This window comes from Piscinibacter gummiphilus, from assembly GCF_032681285.1.
Taxonomy (GTDB): Bacteria; Pseudomonadota; Gammaproteobacteria; order Burkholderiales; family Burkholderiaceae_C; genus Rhizobacter; species Rhizobacter gummiphilus_A.
The window spans coordinates 5,510,545-5,527,615 of record NZ_CP136336.1 but is presented as its reverse complement, the minus strand read 5'-3'; the positions used below and the strand labels follow the sequence as shown (position 1 = coordinate 5,527,615).

At 70.9% G+C, this 17,071-nt stretch carries 16 protein-coding genes; 9 read left to right on the top strand and 7 right to left on the bottom strand.

Translation table 11 applies throughout. From position 1 onward, the window contains the following. Positions 1 to 2 precede the first annotated feature (2 nt). Positions 3 to 443 carry a CBS domain-containing protein gene (locus RXV79_RS26240; protein WP_316701126.1) on the bottom strand — a complete coding sequence of 147 codons (441 nt, stop codon included), beginning with the start codon at positions 441 to 443 and terminating at the stop codon, positions 3 to 5. 136 nt (positions 444 to 579) lie between these two features. Here RXV79_RS26240 and RXV79_RS26235 point away from each other — a divergent pair, with 136 nt between their 5' ends. The 4 genes from RXV79_RS26235 (at position 580) to RXV79_RS26220 (ending at position 5,208) form a co-directional block, all read left to right on the top strand. Then, entirely contained in the window at positions 580 to 1,569 is a 990-nt protein-coding gene (locus RXV79_RS26235) for a DUF2157 domain-containing protein (RefSeq protein ID WP_316701125.1), read from the top strand. Further along, on the top strand, positions 1,562 to 3,184 hold the full coding sequence (locus tag RXV79_RS26230; protein ID WP_316701124.1) for a GDYXXLXY domain-containing protein: 1,623 nt from the start codon (positions 1,562 to 1,564) through the stop codon (positions 3,182 to 3,184). The genes RXV79_RS26235 and RXV79_RS26230 overlap by 8 nt, the downstream gene beginning before the upstream one ends. A gap of 5 nt (positions 3,185 to 3,189) precedes the next feature. After that, positions 3,190 to 3,957, top strand: coding sequence for a fumarylacetoacetate hydrolase family protein (locus tag RXV79_RS26225; protein ID WP_316701123.1), 768 nt, complete (start codon positions 3,190 to 3,192; stop codon positions 3,955 to 3,957). A 93-nt stretch (positions 3,958 to 4,050) separates the two neighbouring features. After that, positions 4,051 to 5,208: a thiolase family protein gene (locus RXV79_RS26220; RefSeq protein WP_316701122.1), complete on the top strand. Its 1,158-nt coding sequence runs from the start codon at positions 4,051 to 4,053 to the stop codon at positions 5,206 to 5,208. Between the two features lie 3 nt (positions 5,209 to 5,211). Here RXV79_RS26220 and RXV79_RS26215 read toward each other — a convergent pair whose 3' ends face one another. Both RXV79_RS26215 and RXV79_RS26210 read right to left on the bottom strand, forming a co-directional pair. Further along, positions 5,212 to 7,122: a PhoX family protein gene (locus RXV79_RS26215; protein WP_316701121.1), complete on the bottom strand. Its 1,911-nt coding sequence runs from the start codon at positions 7,120 to 7,122 to the stop codon at positions 5,212 to 5,214. An 80-nt stretch (positions 7,123 to 7,202) separates the two neighbouring features. Continuing rightward, the gene (locus RXV79_RS26210; RefSeq protein ID WP_316701120.1) at positions 7,203 to 7,817 is read right to left on the bottom strand and encodes a TetR/AcrR family transcriptional regulator; all 615 of its coding nucleotides are present in this window, start codon (positions 7,815 to 7,817) and stop codon (positions 7,203 to 7,205) included. A gap of 236 nt (positions 7,818 to 8,053) precedes the next feature. Between RXV79_RS26210 and RXV79_RS26205 the strand changes: the two genes are divergently transcribed. Next, positions 8,054 to 8,827, top strand: a complete 774-nt coding sequence (locus RXV79_RS26205) for a ferredoxin--NADP reductase (protein WP_316701118.1) — start codon at positions 8,054 to 8,056, stop codon at positions 8,825 to 8,827. 77 nt (positions 8,828 to 8,904) lie between these two features. Here RXV79_RS26205 and RXV79_RS26200 read toward each other — a convergent pair whose 3' ends face one another. Both RXV79_RS26200 and RXV79_RS26195 read right to left on the bottom strand, forming a co-directional pair. After that, positions 8,905 to 9,096: a hypothetical protein gene (locus tag RXV79_RS26200; RefSeq protein ID WP_316701117.1), complete on the bottom strand. Its 192-nt coding sequence runs from the start codon at positions 9,094 to 9,096 to the stop codon at positions 8,905 to 8,907. 152 nt (positions 9,097 to 9,248) lie between these two features. Continuing rightward, positions 9,249 to 12,725 (bottom strand): ATP-binding protein, encoded by a 3,477-nt coding sequence (locus tag RXV79_RS26195; RefSeq protein ID WP_316701116.1) that lies wholly within the window; start codon positions 12,723 to 12,725, stop codon positions 9,249 to 9,251. 152 nt (positions 12,726 to 12,877) lie between these two features. Here RXV79_RS26195 and RXV79_RS26190 point away from each other — a divergent pair, with 152 nt between their 5' ends. Next, a complete protein-coding gene (locus RXV79_RS26190) occupies positions 12,878 to 13,480 on the top strand; it encodes a restriction endonuclease (protein WP_316701115.1) in 603 nt (200 codons plus the stop codon). A 6-nt stretch (positions 13,481 to 13,486) separates the two neighbouring features. Here the strand turns inward: RXV79_RS26190 and RXV79_RS26185 are convergent, their stop codons facing one another. Next, complete coding sequence (locus RXV79_RS26185; RefSeq protein WP_316701114.1) at positions 13,487 to 13,621, bottom strand: hypothetical protein; 135 nt, start codon at positions 13,619 to 13,621, stop codon at positions 13,487 to 13,489. Positions 13,622 to 13,715: 94 nt separating this feature from the next. Here RXV79_RS26185 and RXV79_RS26180 point away from each other — a divergent pair, with 94 nt between their 5' ends. Next, the gene (locus RXV79_RS26180; RefSeq protein WP_316701113.1) at positions 13,716 to 14,738 is read left to right on the top strand and encodes a M14 family zinc carboxypeptidase; all 1,023 of its coding nucleotides are present in this window, start codon (positions 13,716 to 13,718) and stop codon (positions 14,736 to 14,738) included. 3 nt (positions 14,739 to 14,741) lie between these two features. Here RXV79_RS26180 and RXV79_RS26175 read toward each other — a convergent pair whose 3' ends face one another. Next, a complete protein-coding gene (locus RXV79_RS26175) occupies positions 14,742 to 15,344 on the bottom strand; it encodes an FMN-dependent NADH-azoreductase (protein WP_316701112.1) in 603 nt (200 codons plus the stop codon). Positions 15,345 to 15,470: 126 nt separating this feature from the next. On the opposite strand from RXV79_RS26175, the gene RXV79_RS26170 reads away from it, so the two are divergent. Both RXV79_RS26170 and RXV79_RS26165 read left to right on the top strand, forming a co-directional pair. After that, complete coding sequence (locus RXV79_RS26170; RefSeq protein WP_316701111.1) at positions 15,471 to 16,439, top strand: LysR family transcriptional regulator; 969 nt, start codon at positions 15,471 to 15,473, stop codon at positions 16,437 to 16,439. A gap of 95 nt (positions 16,440 to 16,534) precedes the next feature. Then, positions 16,535 to 17,059, top strand: a complete 525-nt coding sequence (locus RXV79_RS26165) for a LapA family protein (protein WP_316701110.1) — start codon at positions 16,535 to 16,537, stop codon at positions 17,057 to 17,059. Positions 17,060 to 17,071: the final 12 nt, after the last annotated feature.

Here is a 17,071-nt window from a genome sequence, read left to right as displayed (position 1 = left end):
CGTCACGCCAGCTGAATGGCCTGGTCGCTCGGCTGCGAGATGTCGCGCAGCGTGTGGTCGAGGTCTTCCGCCTCCTGGCGGGTGGCGAGGTCGCCGAGCGAGACGATGCCGACGATCTCGCCTTCGCGGTTGAGCACCGGCAGCCGGCGCACCTGGGCCTCGCCCATCATGTGCGCCACATCGTCGATCTCGTCGTGCTCGGTGCACGAGAGGGTCTGCTCGCTCATCACGTCGCCCACCAGCGTCTCGTCGGGGCGCTTGTTGTAGGCGGTGGCGCGCACGGTGATGTCGCGGTCGGTCACGATGCCGACCAGGCCCTGGCCGTCGTAGACGGGCAGGGCGCCCACGTCGAGCCGGCTCATCAGCTCGGCCGCGCGCTGCAGGGTTTCGTCGGGGCGCACCACCACGACGTTGCGGGTGATGACGGAAGCGATCTTGGGCATGAGGTCTCCTCGTGGAATGTCGGGCCAGTATGGAAAGCGCTTCGGCGCCGGTCAGTCGGCGCGGGCCGCCGGGTGGTGTGGGAGCCTTCCGACAGCCTCTGCGAAGATGCGCGCCACCAAGCTGGAGGACAGACGCATGAACCTTCGATGGGCGTTGCAGGCCCTGGCCGACACCCACGGGCTCGACGACCCGCAGCGCCGCCGCCTACTGGCACTCGGCGGTGCGGGGCAAGAACCCGCGCAGCTCGCACGCTGGCTGCCGCGCGGCCTGGCCGTGGTGGCCGCCGCACTCACCGGCCTGGGCGTGGTGATGTGGATCGCCGCCAACTGGGACACGCTCGGCCGCATGGGCCGCTTCGCGCTCCTGATGGCGCTGGTCGGCGTGACGGGCCTGGGCGCTGCGCTGCGCCCCGGCGCGCGGCCGGCGCTCGGGCTGCTGGCGTTCCTCGGCATCGGCGCCTTGTTCGCCTATTTCGGCCAGACCTACCAGACCGGGGCCGACCCGTGGCAGCTCTTCGCGCTGTGGGCGGCGCTCGGCGTGCCACTCTGCCTGGGTGCGCGCAGCGACGTGCTGTGGGCGCCGTGGTCGCTGGTGGTGATGGTGGCCATCTCGCTGTGGACCCATGCGCACCTCGGCCACCGCTGGCGGGTCGAGCCCGGTGACCTCACCGTGCACGGCCTCGCCTGGATCGCCGCGCTCTGCACCGTGGCGGCCCTGAGCGCGCCGATGCGGCGCGTCACCGGCGCGGGTCTGTGGGGCCTGCGCAGCGCCGCGACGCTCGCGGTGGTGATGGTCACGGCGACCGCGCTCGGGGGCCTCTTCCACCAGGACGTGGCACCGCACTACGCGCTCGGCCTGCTGGTGCTCGGCGTGGCCGCGGTGCTCGCGGCCCAGCGCCACAGCTTCGACGTCTTCGCACTCAGTGCGGTGGCGCTCGGCCTCAACACCTTGCTGGTGTGCGGTCTGGCGAGGTTCCTGTTCCGCGACATGCGCGGCGAGGCGATCGGCTCGCTCTTCGTGCTGGGCATGGTGGCGGCGGGGCTGCTGGCGGCCACGGTGAGCGGCGTGCTCAAGCTCTCGCGTCGCCATGCGACCGAGCACGCGCAGGAGACGGGCCATGCATGACGCGCTCGACGAGACGGTGGCGCGGGCCCGCGCCGAGCGGCTGCTGCCCGAGGGCGCCGCACGGCCCGGGGGCGAGCAGCGGCCCTGGCCGGTGGTGCTGCTGACGGCGCTGGGCGCGTGGCTCGCCGCACTGCCGCTGCTGGGCGTGGTGGGCCTGCTGCTCGGACCCATCCTCAACAACCCGGTCGGCCCCTACTTCGTGGGCGTGTTGCTGCTCGTCGGCTCGGCCGTGGTGCTGCGCTCGGCGCAGGTGCCGCTCTTCATCGAGCAGCTGGCAGTGCCCGGCGTGCTGGTGGGCGGCGGGGCGCTGGGCTTCGGCCTCTACCAGCACCTGCCGCATGCGGCAGCCTCGCTCGCGATGGCGGCGGTGGCCATCGGCCTCGCGCTCGGGCTGCGGCAGGCGTGGCTGCAGGCACTGCTGGGTGTGGCGGCGGCCTCGCTGGTGGGGCTCTCGCTGGTGGAGCCGCGCGGATGGTTCCGCTGGCACTCGGCCGAGCTGATGTGGACGGTGTGCCACCTGCTGCTCGCCATCGCCTGCACGGCCCCGTGGTGGCCCGGCGTGTGGCGGCGGCGCGGGGCGGCGCTCGAATCGCTGCTCTCGGGCTGGTGGCTCACGGTGCTGGTCGGCCTGGCGGCGCTCGCCGGCATGACCTTCCTCGTGGGCGGCGTGATGGGGGGAGGCCTCGCGGGCGAGGTGGCGCGCGAGGTGGGCGCCACGGCGGGGCGGGGCCCGGGGGTGATGCAGGTGCTGCGGGGCGCGAGCGCCGTGCTGGCCTTGCTCGCCGTGGCGTGGGTCTGGCGTGCGTGGCGGGGGGCACGCCACCCGGCGCTCGTGGCCGTCGCGGTGTGTGCGGCGGCTCTGTCGTTCTTCATGGCGACGCTCGGCGGGGCGCTCTTCGCGCTGGCGGTGTTGCTCGTCGAGCGGCGTTGGCGGCTGGCGGCGCTGGCCGGCGTGGCGGCGGCATGGATCGTCGGCGCCTTCTACTACGCGCTGGCCTGGGACCTCGCGACCAAGGCTCTGGTGCTGGTGGCCGTGGGGGCGGTGGTGGGGGCGGTGGTATGGTGGCTGCGCGCGCCGCGCGAGCCGGCGGCTGAGGTGGCCCGCGCGCCACTCGGCCGGCATGCGTGGTACGTGGGTGGCGCAACGGCGATCACCTTGCTCGTTGCGGCCAGCGCCATCTGGCAGAAGCAGGAGTTGATCGCGCGCGGCCAGCCGGTGTTCGTGGCGCTCGCGCCGGTCGACCCACGCTCGCTGATGCAGGGCGACTACATGCGGCTCAACTTCATCGTGCCGGTGGCGCTGCTCGATGCGCCGCCCTCGGCCACCGCCGAGCGGCCCAAGGTGGTGGCCCGGCGCGACGCGCGGGGTGTGGCCGCCTTGCACCGCGTGGCCCGGCCCGGGGAGGTGCTGGGGCCGGATGAGTTCCTGTTTGAATTGACGCCCAAGGGCGGCGGCTGGATCCTCGTGAGCGATGCGTGGTTCTTCCGCGAGGGTGAGGCCGAGCTGTGGGCCAAGGCCCGCTTCGGCGAGTTCCGCGTGATGCCCGATGGGCGTGCGCTGCTGGTGGGCATGGCCGACGAGACGCTGCGCCCGATCAAGTCTGTGAAGGAGTGAGAGAGATGTCTGCGACCGATGCCGTTGTCGAAGCGCTGTTGAACGCCCGTCGTACCTTGCAAGCGGCGGATGCCGCGCCGCTTGCGAAAGCCCTCGTCGCGCCCGACGACGCCTACCTCGTGCAGACGGCGGTGGCCAACGAGCTGGGCTGGTTCGACGCCGACGGCGTGGCGCTCAACTGGAAGTCGGGTGGCGCCTCGCGCAGTGCCGGGCTCGGCCACTCGCCGCTGCCACCGACTGGCGTGTGGCAAAGCCCGGCCGACGCCCGGCCGTGGCCCTTTCGCCTGCGCCTCATCGAAGCCGAGATCGCGCTGCGGCTCGGCCGCGCGGTCGATGCCGACCTGGCGGCGACGCTCGACAAGGCGAACGCCCCGGCGCTGGTCGACGCCATGTGCGTGAGCATCGAGATCGTCGACTCGCGCTGGGTGCAGTCGGTGCAGGCGCCGCCGCTCTTGCGCCTGGCCGACCTGCAATCGCACGGTGCGCTGGTGCTGGGCGCGTGGGTGCCGTTCGACGCGAAGCGCGACTGGTCGCAGCAGCGCTGCGAGGTGCACATCGGCGGCGCGGTGCATGAGTACCGCGGCACGCACACGCTGGGCGACCCGGCCTACGTGCTCGCGGCCTGGCTGCGGCACGCCACCGCCGACGGCGCCACGCTGCCGGCCGGCACGGTGGTCACCACCGGCACCTGGTGCGGCGCGCTAGAGGCGCAGGCCGGCGATGCGGTGCGGGTGCTGTTCGACGGCATCGGCGAAACGGCCGTCCAGCTCTGATTCCCCGTTGAGGAATGTGTCGCGAAGGCGGCATGTTGCTTCGCACCATCTTTTGTATGATGATCGTCATGTAATGCCACTCTGGAGCTGAACATGACTGCTGCCGCTACTTCCGCCGTGATCGCCGGCTATGCCCGCACCCCCTTCCATTTCGCGAAGAAGGGCCGCCTCGTCGGTGTGCGCCCCGACGACCTGGCCGCCACGGCGGTGAAGGGCCTCATCGAACGCACGAAGGTGAACCCGGCCGACATCGAAGACCTGATCCTCGGCTGCTCCTACCCCGAGGGCGAGCAGGGCCACAACATGGCGCGCATCGTCGTCTTCCTCGCCGGGCTGCCGAACTCGGTGGCGGGCACCACGGTCAACCGCTTCTGCGGCTCGGCGATGACGGCCATCCACATCGCGGCCGGGCAGATTGCCATCGGCGCGGGCGAGGTGTTCGTCTGCGGCGGCGTGGAGTCGATGACGCGTGTGCCCGATGGTGGCTTCACGCCCTCGCCCAACCCGGCGCTGCGCGCGCGTTACCCCGAGGCGTATTTCAAGATGGGCGAGACGGCCGAGGTGGTGGCCGAGCGCTATGGCGTGTCGCGCCTGGCGCAGGAAGAGCTTTCGGTCGAGTCGCACAGCAAGGCGGCGAAGGCGCAGGAGCTGGGCGGCCTGCGCGACGAGATCGTGCCGGTGACCACACCCGAGGGCGAGGTGGTCGACACCGATGGCTGCATCCGCCCGGCCACCTCACTCGAAGGGCTGGCGGGCCTGAAGCTCGCCTTCCGCGAACCGGGGAACGGCACGGTGACGGCCGGCACCTCGTCGCCGCTGACCGACGGCGCGACCGCGGTGCTGGTGTGCTCGGAAGACTATGCGCGCCGGAACGGCCTGCCCATCCTCGCGCGCATCGTCTCCACCGCGGTGGCCGGCTGTGCACCCGAAGAGATGGGCATGGGCCCGGTGCCGGCGGTGAAGAAGGCGCTGGCCCGCGCGGGCCTCACGGTGGCCGACATCGACATCGTCGAGATCAACGAAGCCTTCAGCAGCCAGGCCGTGGCCTGCCTGCGCGAGCTGGGCATTGCGCGCGACGTGATCAACCTCGACGGCGGCGGCCTCTCGATCGGCCACCCGCTCGGTGCGACCGGCGCACGCCTGGTGGGCAAGGCCTCGACGCTGCTGAAGCGCGAAGGCAAGCGCTACGCGCTGGCCACGCAGTGCATTGGCGGCGGGCAGGGCATCGCGACGGTCCTGGAAGCCGTCTGAGCGCTAGGTTCCGATCAAGCCGCCATCGCGCTTGCGGATGACCACCGTCGACGAGCGCGGGCGGCCATCGGGCCGCTGGTCGGGCCAGTTGGAGTAGCGCCGCGGGTTGGCGGGGTCGGTGCGCTCGCTGGGCGTCTCGCCCGGGTGCTGGATGTTGATGAACATCGTGCGCCCGTCGGGCGTGCCGGTGGCGCCGGTGATCTCGCAGCCCGGCGGGCCGACGAGGAAACGGCGGATCTCGCCCGTCTTCGTGTCGGCGGCCAGCATCATGTTGTTGCCCAGGCGGGCCATCTCGCCCTTGCCCATGGCCGTGCTGCTCATGTCGGTCTGGATCCACAGCACGCCGCGGCGGTCGACCCAGAGGCCGTCGGGGCAGCCGAAGAGGTCGCCCTTGACGTTGCCCTTCGCTTCGGCGCGCTCGTTGGCGGGGTCGCCGGCCAGCACAAAGTGGTTCCACGCGAAGGTGGCGCCGTCGTGGTCGCCGTCTTCGCGCCAGCGGATGATCTGGCCCATCACGTTGTTGGCGCGCGGGTTGGCGGCGTCGACGCCCGGTTGCCCGGCCTGGCCGCGGCTCGAGTTGTTGGTGAGCGAGCAGTAGACCCAGCGCTCGCGGTCGATGGCGACCCACTCGGGGCGGTCCATCTTGGTGGCGCCGAGGGCATCGCTGGCCTGGCGCGCCTTGATGAGCACCTCGCCCTGGTCGGCGAAGCCGTTGGCGGCGGTGAGCGGGCCCGCGCCGTGCGTGAGCGGCAGCCAGCGGCCGCGGCCGTCGGCGTCGAAGCGGGCCACGAAGAGCGTGCCGTGGTCGAGCAGCTCGGCGTTGGCCCGGTAGCCACCGGGGCGGATGGCGTCGCGGCTCACGAACCTGTAGATGTACTCGAAGCGGGCGTCTTCGCCGGAGTAGACGACGGCGCGGCCGTCTTTCGTGACGGCCACCGTGGCGCCCTCGCGCGCCGCGCGGCCCATGGCGGTGCGCTTGACGGGCGTCATCGTCGGGTCGAAGGGGTCGATCTCGACGACCCAGCCGAAGCGGTTGTGTTCGTTGGGGTGCTTGCGCGCATCGAAACGCTCGTCGTGTTCGTGCCAGCGGTAGTACTGGCCCATCTCCTTGCGTTGGCCCCAGCGGCGCTGGTGCGCGTCGGGCTGGTCGGGGCCCTGGAAGTAGAAGGCGAAGTTCTCTTCCGAGGTGAGGTAGCTGCCCCAGGGCGTGATGCCGCTCGCGCACTGGTTGAGGATGCCCAGCACGCGTGTCCCGCTGGGGTCGGCAGCGGTGCGCAGCATCGGGTGGCCGGCGGCCGGCCCGCGCAGCTCGACCGGGGTGTAGGCGGTGATGCGGCGGGCGTAGCGCGAGGGCCGCACCACCTCCACGCGGCCGTCGGGCCCGCGCTTCACCTCGATCACCGACACGCCATGCGCCGCCTGCGACTTGCGCACCTTCTCGGCCGACCAGTTGGCGAGGCCGTCGGTGTGCAGCAGGCCGTCGTCGCTGTACTCGTGGTTGATGGCGAGCAGGCCGGTGGTCTCGCTGGCCGTTGGAGTGAGCGGGAAGTAGTGCATGCCGTCGTGGTGCATGCCCATCTGCAGCGCCTGGTCGGCCGCGCTGTTGCTGGCGTCGAACTTGAAGGCCGGGCTCTGGGCGGCGATGCCCACCGGCTCGCCCCAGGGGGCCAGGGCCTCCGCGATGTAGCCCTCGGGCACGGTGACGGTGTCGGCGGTGCCGGCCGGCACGCTCTTGAAGCCGAGCAATGGGGCGGCGCCGACCGAGGCGCAGCCGCCGAGCGGGGCGAGCAGGCCGGCCACTGCCGCGCCGGCCCCGCCGAGCAGCAGGGTGCGCCGAGCCGGGTCGCTCACGTCGTGGAAGCTGGGGTTGGAGGAGCGGTTGCTGTCCTCCATCGTCGAGAAGTCCTTGGCCATGGGGAGCTGCGTCAGGGTGGGGGTGCGCCGATTGGAGCGCCAAAGCCGGGCCCCGGCCAGCGGGGATGGCCCTGTGGGCGTCAGTTGTCGCGCTCGGGGGGCGCGGGCGGCAGGGGCAGCCCGAGGCGCTCGCGGATCGACTGCCGCGAGGCGCGCAGGATGGCGGTGGAATGCTCCGGGTCGGCGATCGAACGTGCGAGCACGACGGCGCCCACCATTTCCGAGAGCAGCGACACGGCGGCGATGCCGGGGTCGGGCCGTCCCAGCGCCTCCAGTTGGCCGGCGATCAGCGTCGTGAGGCGGGCGGCGCCCTGTTCGAAGGCCACCCGCGCCTGCGGCACGAGGCGCGGCAGGTCGGCGGCCATGGTCGCGATGGGGCAGCCTTCCTCGCGGTGGTCGCGGTGATAGCGCGAGAGGTAGAAGGCCACGTAGGCGGCCAGGCCCTCGCCGGCCGGCTTGCCGGCCGAGAGCTCCTCGAAATAGGCGCAGGCGGTGTCGAACATCTCGCCGATGGCGGCCACCAGCAGCTCGTCCTTGCTGGCGAAGTGGGCGTAGAAGCCGCCGTGCGTGAGCCCGGCGCGGCCCATGATCGCGGCCACGCCGATGCGGTCGGGCCCTTCCGAGCGGATCGCGGCGGCAGCCTCTTTCAGCACGCGGCTGCGGGTGCGTTGTTTGTGTTCGGCGTCGTAGCGCATGGGGCAATGATATGACGACCGAAATATAAACCGCCAGCCGAACGGGCGCGCCGCAGGGCCGGTGGGCAGAATTCACGGCCCCGGGTTGAGGGAAGACCTGGATTGCGAGACCTGCGAGAATCCTGCCCTTCGCCGGCCGTGGCCGGCGGCCCCCCAGGCGCTGCCGCACGGGGGTTCAGGCCGAGGTTCCCGCCCCAGGCCGCTACTGATCTGCCACCCTCATTGGAATTTTCCGCATGAGCAACCTCTTCGACGCCAAGGTGTTGAGCGTTCGCCACTGGACCGACCGACAGTTCTCGTTCACCTGCACCCGCGACCCGGGTTTCCGTTTCCAGAGCGGCCAGTTCACGATGATCGGCCTGGAAGTCGACGGCAAGCCGCTGCTGCGGGCCTACAGCGTGGTGAGCCCGCACTGGGAAGAGACGCTGGAGTTCCTGAGCATCAAGGTGCCCGACGGCCCGCTGACCTCGCGCCTGCAGCACATCCAGGTGGGCGACACGGTGAAGATCGGCCGCAAGGCCTCGGGCACGCTGCTCACGCAAAACCTCTTGCCGGGCAAGCACCTGTACCTGCTGTCCACCGGCACGGGCCTGGCGCCCTTCATGGCGATGATCCGCGACCCCGAGGTGTACGAGCTGTACGAGAAGGTGATCCTGGTGCATGGTTGCCGCCAGGTGGGCGAGTTGGCCTACGACGAGGTGATCACGAAGGAGCTGCCGGCCAACGAGTACTTCGGTGACCAGGTCAAAGAGAAGCTCATCTACTACCCCACCGTCACCCGCGAGGCCTTCCGCAACCAGGGGCGCATTCCGGTGCTGATGGAGACCGGGAAACTCTTCCACGACATCGGCCTGCCGCCGATGAGCAAGGAGCACGACCGCTTCATGCTCTGCGGCAGCCCCGAGATGCTGCGCGACACGCGCGCCTTGTTCGACAAGGCCGGCATGACCGAGGGCAACATGAGCACCCCTGGGCACTTCGTGATCGAGCGGGCGTTCGTCGAGAAGTAAGTTCAGAAGAACGGCGTCGCGTGCGCCGCACGAAAGGCCTGGCCCGAGGTGACTCGTGTCAGGCTTTTTTGTGGGCCTCAGCCGAAGAAGAGCTTGAAGAGTTCGGGCTCGTTGACCTCGCGCGTCACCAGGCCGCGGATGGGCTCCTGGTAGACCTCGACGGAAGGCACCGTCACCAGGTCGGCCGGCATGGTCACGCCCCAGGCGGTGTTGAATTCCTGGGCTGCGTTGCGGCGCGCGATCATGTCGTAGGCGGTGGCGGTGTTCATGGGTCCGTCCCTCAATCTGTGTCTGATGCCAAGGCTATCGGCTGCGCCAACCTCGGCATGAAACGAAAAGCAAGCGCTTCGGCCGCCACTTCGTCATCCGCTCGGGGTTCGTGTGATTTTGTTGGCCGCTTTGCCGGCTGAGCGCGTGGCGCTCAGGTCGTGACCGAGGTGCCGTCGAGCCAGTGAAGCACGCAGGCGTAGAGCCGGCTGGGGGCCACGGGCTTGGTGATGTGGTCGTTCATGCCGGCGGCGAGGCAGAGCTCGCGATCTTCGGCATAGGCGTTGGCGGTCATCGCGAGGATGGGCAGTCGGCGGCGCTCGGGCAGCTGGCGGATGGCGCGAGAGGCGTCGAGCCCGTCCATCACCGGCATCTGCACATCCATCAGCACCAATGCGTAGTCGTGCGTGCGCACACGCTCCACCGCTTCGGCGCCGTTGCTCACGACGTCGACGGTGAGCTTCAGGCGGCTCAGCAAGGCGAGGGTCACTTCCTGGTTCACCGGCTCGTCGTCGACCAGCAGCACACGTGCCCCGGCGTGGCGGGCGGCGATCTCCTCTTCCGGGCGCAGGTGGGCGCCATCGGCATGCTCGGGTGGATCGACGGCGACGCGCAGGCGCGCCGTCATCCAGAAGGTGCTGCCCACGCCGGGGGAGCTGCGCACGCCGACGTTGCCGCCCATCAGCGAGGCCAGGCGCTTGGCGATCACGAGACCGAGGCCGGTGCCGCCGTACTTGCGCGAGGTGGAGTCGTCGGCCTGCGAGAACGACTGGAACAACCGGGCCTGCTGCTCGGGGGTGATGCCGATGCCGTGGTCCTGCACCTCGACGTGCAGCATCACCACGTTCTCGGCCGACTGCGCCACGCGCGCGCGCAGGAGGATGCGGCCGTGCTCGCTGAACTTGATGGCGTTGCTGAGGAAGTTGAGCAGGATCTGCTCCAGCCGCAGCGCGTCGCCCACCAGGCGCTGCGGCATGCCGGGGGCGATCTCGGTGACCAGCTCCAGGCCCTTCGCGGTGGCACGCTCGCGCAGCATGCCCTGCGCGTTGTCGATGATCTCGGCCAGCGCGAACTCGCGCTCTTCGAGTTCGAGCCGGTCGGCTTCGATTTTCGAGAGGTCGAGGATGTCGTTGATGACGCCGAGCAGGTGGTGGGCCGCGGCACCCACCTTGTCGAGCTGCGCGAGCGCCTGCGGCCGGTCCTGCAGCTCTTCGTGCAGCAGGTGGGTGAGCCCGATGATCGCGTTCATCGGCGTGCGGATCTCGTGGCTCATGTTGGCGAGGAAGGCGCTCTTGGCGCGGCTGGCCGCCTCGGCGGCGTTGCGTGCGGCCACGAGGTCGGTGGTGCGCTCGCTCACCAGTTGTTCGAGGTGGTGGCGGTGCGTCTGCAGCTCCTCGCGGGCGGCGCGCTCTTCGGTGATGTCGATGAAGGCGCCGTGCACGCGCGAGATCACGCCCTCGTGGTTGCGGACCGCGTTGCCGAGCGTGCGCACCCAGATGCGCCGGCCGCTCTTGGTGAGGATCTGCATCTCGAGGTCGTAGGCCACGCCGCGCCGGGCGCAGGCGCTGAAGGCCTGGTTCACGAGTTCGCGGTACTCGGGCGCGTAGAACTGGCCGGCCTCGTCGAGCGAGGGCGAATAGCCCGGCGGCATCTCGTGGATGATGGCCGCCTCGTCGGACCAGACCAGGCGGCGGTCCTTCAGGGTGGCGATCCACGCGCCCATGCGCACGAGGCGGCTGGCCATCTTGAGCAGGCTCTCGCTCTCGCGCAGCTTGTCCTGCGATTCGCGCAGGTCGGTGATGTCTTGAATCACCCCCAGCATGCGTGCCGGCTTGCCGTCCTTCATCACGACCCGGCCGCGCGAGCGCACCCAGATGGGCCGGTCGCTGGCCGTGACCATCGGGATCTCGACGTCCCAGGGCGTGCCGTCGGTGATGGCGGCGGCGATGAGCGGCTCCACCTGTTCGCGCACACCGGGGCGGCAGAACTTCCAGCCTTCGGTCATCGAGAAATGCGAGCCCGGCGGCACGTCGAGCAGCAGGCACATCTCGTTGGAGGTGGTGGTCTCGCCCGTCTGGATGTCGAGCTCCCAGCCGGCCACCCGCGCCAGCTCGCCGGTGCTGGAGAGCTGCTCTTCGCGCGAGCGCAGCGCCTGCTGCACCCGGTAGGACTCGGTGACGTCGCTGAACACGAGCACCACGCCGGTGACGCGGCCCTGCGCGTCGCGGATGGGCGCGGCGCTGTCGGCGATCTGGTACTCGCGCCCATCGCGCGAGATGAGCGTGGTGTGGTTGGCCAGGCCCACCACCTCGCCGCTCGCGAGCACCGGCTTCACCGGGTCTTCGGCGGGCGTGCGCGAGTCGGCGTTGACGATGTGGAAGACGTCGAGCAACGGGCGGCCGACGGCATCGGCCAGCGGCCAGCCGGTCAGCCGCTCGGCGGTGGCGTTCATGCGGGTGATGTGGCCGCGCGTGTCGGTGACGATCACCGCATCGCCGATCGAGTGCAGCGTGGTGGCGAGGTTCTCTTCGCTGTCGCGCAGGGCGCGCTCGGCGGCGGCGCGGGCGCGCAGCATGCTGGAGAAATCGTCGGCCAGCGCGCCGACTTCGCGGGGCGCACCACTCAGGTCGAGGTGCGCGAGCGCGTCCGGCTCGGGCGAGACGCTGGCGCGGCGCGCGGCGGCGGCCATGGCTTCCACCGGCGCGCTGGTGCGCCGTGCGATCAGGAGGCCCAGCGCTGCGGCCATCCCGATGGCCAGCAGGGCGAGCGCCACGCTGATGAGTGTGCGCTCTCGCACCGGGCCGTAGACGGCGTCGATGGGGATGCCCACCGCCGCATGCCAGGGCGTGCCGCGCACCGGCACCACGCCGAAGATGCGGTTCACGCCTTCGAAGTCGGGCGACTCGCCGGTGCGCTCGGCGCCCGGCACGAGCTGGCGGAACCAGGGGATGTGCGCAAGGCTCTGGCCGATCCATTCCTCCGGCTTGAGGCTGCTGCCGATCACCGCGCCCTTGCCGTCGACGATGCGTGCGAGTGCCCGCGAGGGCAGCTCGCCGGGGCCGGGGCCCAGGCGCAGCGTGGTGAGGTCGAGCGACATCGCGATCACGCCCGGGCTTTCCTTGCGGCCGTCGACCTCCTGCTCCGGCAGCGGGAAGGCCACGAGCAGGACCCAGCGGTTGGTGAAGTAGCCGCGGCTCAGCGGGCCGATGGTGAAGCGCTGGGTGCGCAGCGTCTCTTCGAGCGGCAGGCCGCGGTTCACGCGCATCGGCGCGCCGGGCGGCGGGTCGATGGCGCTGCAGACGCGGTCGCCATTGCGCTTGACCGAAATGAGGTTGGTGTAGGTGGGAAACAGGCCGCGAAAGCTCTTGAAGAGCGGATCGCACAGCGCGGGGTCCAGTGCGTGGACGCCTTCGCGCTTGGCCAGCAGCGACAACAGGCGCTCGGCGTTGGAGATGATGGCCTCGGTCTCGAGCGCCGCGCCGCGGGCGGCGCGCAGGGCCTCGATGGCGGCGCGCTCGGCGTCCTGCTGCGCCTGGGTGATGCCGTTGTAGGCGATCAACGCCAAGAGCGGCAACGCCGTTGCCAGCACGAGCAGGCTCAGGCGTGCGCGGATGGGCAGGGCGTGGCGCATCGAGTCATTTCAGCACTGTGCGGGGGCGAACGGGCCCGGGCGTGACCGCATTGTGGGCATGCGGATGCTCGGGTAGCCTGCCGACTGCAACTTTCACCACAGCGATGGCATCGGCGCAACAACGCGGCGTCCTCGGCCGGTTGGCCGACGGAATGAAACGGCTCTTCGAGCGAGTGGGAGAGGTGCCTCCGGCGTCGGCGCTGCCCGACGCCGACCTGCTGGCCGGCATCGGCTGGGCCGAGTTCGAGCGCCAGGTGGCCGAGGGCTTCCGCCACCGCGGCTATGCGGTGAGCGAGACGGGCGGTGGCGGTGGCCGTGCCGTCGACATGGTGCTCACGCGCGGACAAGACCGCTTTCTCGTCGACTGCAAACCCTGGCGCACATTGGCGGTCGGCCCGGCGCCGGTGCGCGAGCTCGTCGCGCTGGTGCGCAGCCGCGAGGCGGCGGGCGGCTTCGTCGTCAGCTCGGGCGAGTTCACCGACGAAGCCCGCCAGCTGGCCGAAAGCCAGCCGGTGCAGCTGATCGACGGCAAGGTCTTGCGCGAGCTGCTCAACACGCGCGAGGAGAAGACGCAGCCGGTGGTGGTGCGGCGCGAGGGGCCGTTCCTCGACACCACCTTGCCGCCCTCGGCCTGGCGGCTGCGCGCACAACCCTGCCCGCTGTGCGGCGGCGCGATGGAAGAGGCCGAGCGCAACGGCCGCCGCGTGCTGGCCTGCGTGCACCACCCGCTGTGCGAGGGCATGCGCGAAGTCTGAGCGGGCTCAGCCGCGGTGCGGCGTGCGGTGTGTGCCGCTGATGCGCGAGCGCCAGAGCGCGACGCATTCGACCAGGCCCCACAGCAGGGCGCAGCCGAGCGCCGGGGCCGAGCCGAGGAAGAGAGGGCGGGGTCGTGTCATGCCGGCCACCGTATCGGCGGTGTGTGACAGCGGCGTGTCAGGCGCGGGCCTGTGCGCTGCATCGGCTGTCACATCGCGTGGCTAGGCTTGCTGCGTGGACCGCGTCGACTTGCCTGCCCTGGCCGAACTGCAAGGCCTCGTGGAGGCGGGCGGTCCCCACCTGCAGCAGCGGGTGGTGTGCGAGGTGCGCTGCGGCGACACGCTGCTGCCGGTGCACGTGGTCACGCTCGGCAACCCCGGGCCCGACGTGCCGGCCATCGGCATCTTCGGCGGGGTGCATGGGCTGGAGCGCATCGGCGCCGAGGTGGCGCTCGCCTTCCTGCGCAGCCTCGTGATGCGCCTGCCCTGGGACGGCGTGCTGCACCGCCAGCTCGAATCGCTGCGCATGGTGTTCATGCCGCTCGTGAACCCGGCCGGCATGGCGCTCGGCACGCGGGCCAACGGCCGTGGGGTCGACCTGATGCGCAACGCGCCGGTCGAGGCGGTGGGGCGGGTGCCGTTTCTCATCGGCGGCCAGCGCCGCAGTGCCGCGCTGCCGTGGTACCGGGGTGAAGCGGGGGCGCCGATGGAGGTGGAGAGCGAGGCGCTGTGCCGCGTGGTCGATGAGGAGCTGCTCGGCCGCCCGTTCAGCCTGGCGGTGGACTGCCACTCGGGCTTCGGCCTGCGCGACCGCATCTGGTTCCCGCATGCGCACACGCCCGAGCCCATCGAGCACCTGCCGGAGCTGTTTGCCTTGCAGCACATCCTCGACCGCGCGCTCACGCACCACCGCTACGTGCTGGAGCCGCAAAGCCGCCAGTACCTCGCGCACGGCGACCTGTGGGACCACCTCTACCTGCGCGCGCTCGAACGGCCGGGGCATGTGTTCTTGCCGCTCACGCTGGAGATGGGCTCGTGGCTGTGGGTGAAGAAGAACCCGCGCCAACTCTTCTCGCGGCACGGGCTCTTCAACCCGCTGATCGAGCACCGGCAGCAGCGGGTGCTGCGCCGGCACGTGGGCTGGCTCGACTTCATGGCACGCGCGGTGGCGAGCTACCGGCGCTGGGTGCCGCTCGACGAGGCCGAGCGCGACCGCCTGCGCCTCGAGGCCCGCACCCATTGGTACGGGCCGGCGTGACGCTCAGGCGGCGACGGTTTCGCCGAGCGCCGCGTCGATCTGCGTCGTGGCCGAGGCGAGCGCCTTCTTCTCGGCCTCGGGGCCCATCGCCAGCCCTTCGGCGTAGAAGAACTGCACGTCGGTCATGCCGAGGAAACCCAGCACCGACTTCAGGTACGGCACCTGGCTGTCGGCCGGCGTGTCGCGGTAGATGCCGCCGCGGGCCAGCGCGATGTAGACCTTCTTGCCGGTGAGCAGGCCGATCGGGCCCTTGTCGGTGTACTTGAAGGTGACACCGGCGCGGGCGATCGCGTCGATCCAGTTCTTGAGCGCCGCGGGCACGCCGAAGTTGTACATCGGCACGCCCAGCACGAGCACGTCGGCGGCCTGCACCTCGGCGATCAGTGCGTCGTCCTGTGCGACACGGGCGGCTTGCGCCGGGCTGCGCTGGTCGGCGGGGGTGAAGAGGGCGCCGAGCGCGGCTTCATCGAGCGCGGGCAGGGGGTTCTTGCCGAGGTCGCGCACGGTCAGGGTGGCGTCGCCCAGACGTTGGACGATGTCGCCGGCCAGGCGGGTGGAATGCGAGCCGGTGGTGCGGGCGCTGGAGTTGATCTGCAGGACGTTCATCGTGGGCTCCTTGTGGGAAACGTGGTGTCGATGAAGCCAATGTAGTTATCCCGAAAACAAACCAGAAGACGTCAGAATGGATAACATTGTTCCGCCATTGCAACGATGCTCCACGAGGAGGTGCCCATGAACGTGATCGAGCCCAACGACTTGCTGCTGTTTGCGCGGGTGGTGGAAGAGGGCAGCTTCAGCCGCGCCGGCGAACGTCTCGGCTTGCCGAAGTCGACCGTGTCGCGCCGCATGGCCGCCCTCGAAGCGCAGCTAGGTGAGCGCCTGCTTCTGCGCACGACCCGCAAACTCAGCCTGACCGACCTGGGGCACAGCCTGCTCGCCCACGCCCGCCAGGTGGCCGACGAGGCCGAGGCGGCGGCCGCCCTGGCCCAGCACCGGCAGGTGGAGCCGAGCGGGCGGCTGCGGGTCTCGATGCCGGGCGACTTCGCGACCGGGGTGCTGAGCGAGGCCTTGTCGGCCTTCGTGGCCCGCTACCCCGCGATCTCGCTCGAAGTGGACCTCTCGCCGCGCCGGGTCGACCTGATCGGCGAGAACTTCGATGTGGCCATCCGCATGGGTGAGCTGGCCGACGACGCCACGCTGGCCGCGCGTCTGCTGGCCGACTTGTCGCAGGGGCTCTACGCCTCGCCAGCGTATCTGCAGCGGCGCGGCACGCCCTCGGAACCCGAGGCGCTGATGGAGCACGACACCCTTCAGATCCTGTCACGTCACGGCGAGCCCAAGCCCTGGGTGCTGGAGCGCGAGGGCCAGCGCTGGGAGGGCATCCCGCCGGCACGGGCCCGCGCCAATTCGCCTGAGCTGCTGATCCGCATGGCGCTGGCAGGGGCGGGCATCGCGATGGTGTCGGACCATTTCGCCGAAGGCCATGTGCGCAGCGGCGAGTTGATGCCGCTCCTGGTCGACTGGTACCCGCCGAGCGCGCCGGCGTGGGCGGTCTTCCCCGGGCGGCGGCTGATGCCGGCGCGCACGCGGGTGTTTCTCGACGCGCTGCAGGCCGAGTTCACCGGCCCGGCGTGCCAGGCGGCGCAGGTGCGCCATGCCGATCTGCGCGAGGTGGGGCGCCGGGCGGTGCTGGCGACTTAAGCCCACGTCCCGCAGCGGGATTCGGGCCCGTCCTACAGCCCCGGCCTGCCCGGGACCCTACGCTGTACGTCAGATTTGACGGAAGGAGACCCCACATGATCCGCGCCCTTGCCCTGTTTGCCGTGGTGGTCGTGATCGGCCTGTTCGCGCTGCTGAACTGGCCCGCGTTCACGACGCCCACCACGCTGTCGCTGCTCTTCGCCGACGTGCAGGCCCCGCTCGGCCTGATCATGCTGGGGCTGGTGGTGTTTCTCACCCTGCTCTTCACGCTGTGGGCGATCTCGTTGCAGGCCTCGACGCTGATGGAAGCGCGCCGCCTCAACCGCGAGCTGCAGGCCCAGCGCGAGCTGGCCGACAAGGCCGAGGCCTCGCGCTTCGTGGAGCTGCGCAGCTATGTGGGCGCGGAGTTGCAGCGCTCGGTGGCCTCGGCGAACCGTGGCCACGAAGAGCTGCTGTCGCGCCTGACCCACCTGGAAGGCGCGCTGCGCCTGGCGCTGGAGCACAACGCCAACTCGGTGGCCGCGAGCATCGGCGAGTTCGAAGACCGCCTGGAGCGCGGCGACCTGCCGCCGCCGGAGATCACGTCTCGCGGCGACGGCATTCCGCCCTTGCGCCGCTGACACGGGCCGAGC